The following is a 495-nucleotide window of genomic DNA, read 5'->3' as shown; positions in this document are numbered from 1 at the left end:
CATCAAATAACGGCACTTCGATGAACGCTTCACTCTCTTTCACCAGCGCCAGAATGACGCAGTCGAGCTTACCGCTGTCCAGTTACGCCAGCAGTTGATGCGTCTGCGCCTCATGGAGATACATTTCCAGTTTTGGGAAGGTCTGCTGCAACATAGGAATAATATGCGGCAGCAGGTATGGCCCCACCGTTGGGTTCAAACGAATATGCAGCGGGCCAGACATTGTCTCGCCTTGTTGGCTTGCCATCTACTTGAGCACTTTGACCTCGCGCAGCACGGTACGCGCCTGATCCACCAGCAGTAAACCTGCCTGAGTGAACAGCACCTTGCGACTTGTACGCTCCAGAAACATAACGCCAAGCTCATCTTCCAGCTTACGGATCTGGCCGCTCAGCGTTGGTTGGCTTACGTGACAGGAGTCTGCCGCTCGTCGGAAGTGGCGATGTTCGGCGAGTGCCACCAGGTATTCAAGATCACGAATATTCATTATTCATC

Annotated in this window: 1 pseudogene; it reads right to left on the bottom strand. The window is 53.1% G+C overall.

The features are described from left to right. Positions 1-487: pseudogene (gene oxyR, locus ACU8YC_RS26420) on the bottom strand (DNA-binding transcriptional regulator OxyR); the annotation flags it as partial. Positions 488-495: the final 8 nt, after the last annotated feature.

The organism is Citrobacter sp. VF227, from assembly GCF_052950715.1.
The sequence above is the reverse complement of the archived record's forward strand: the minus strand, read 5'-3'. Positions and strand labels throughout refer to the sequence as shown.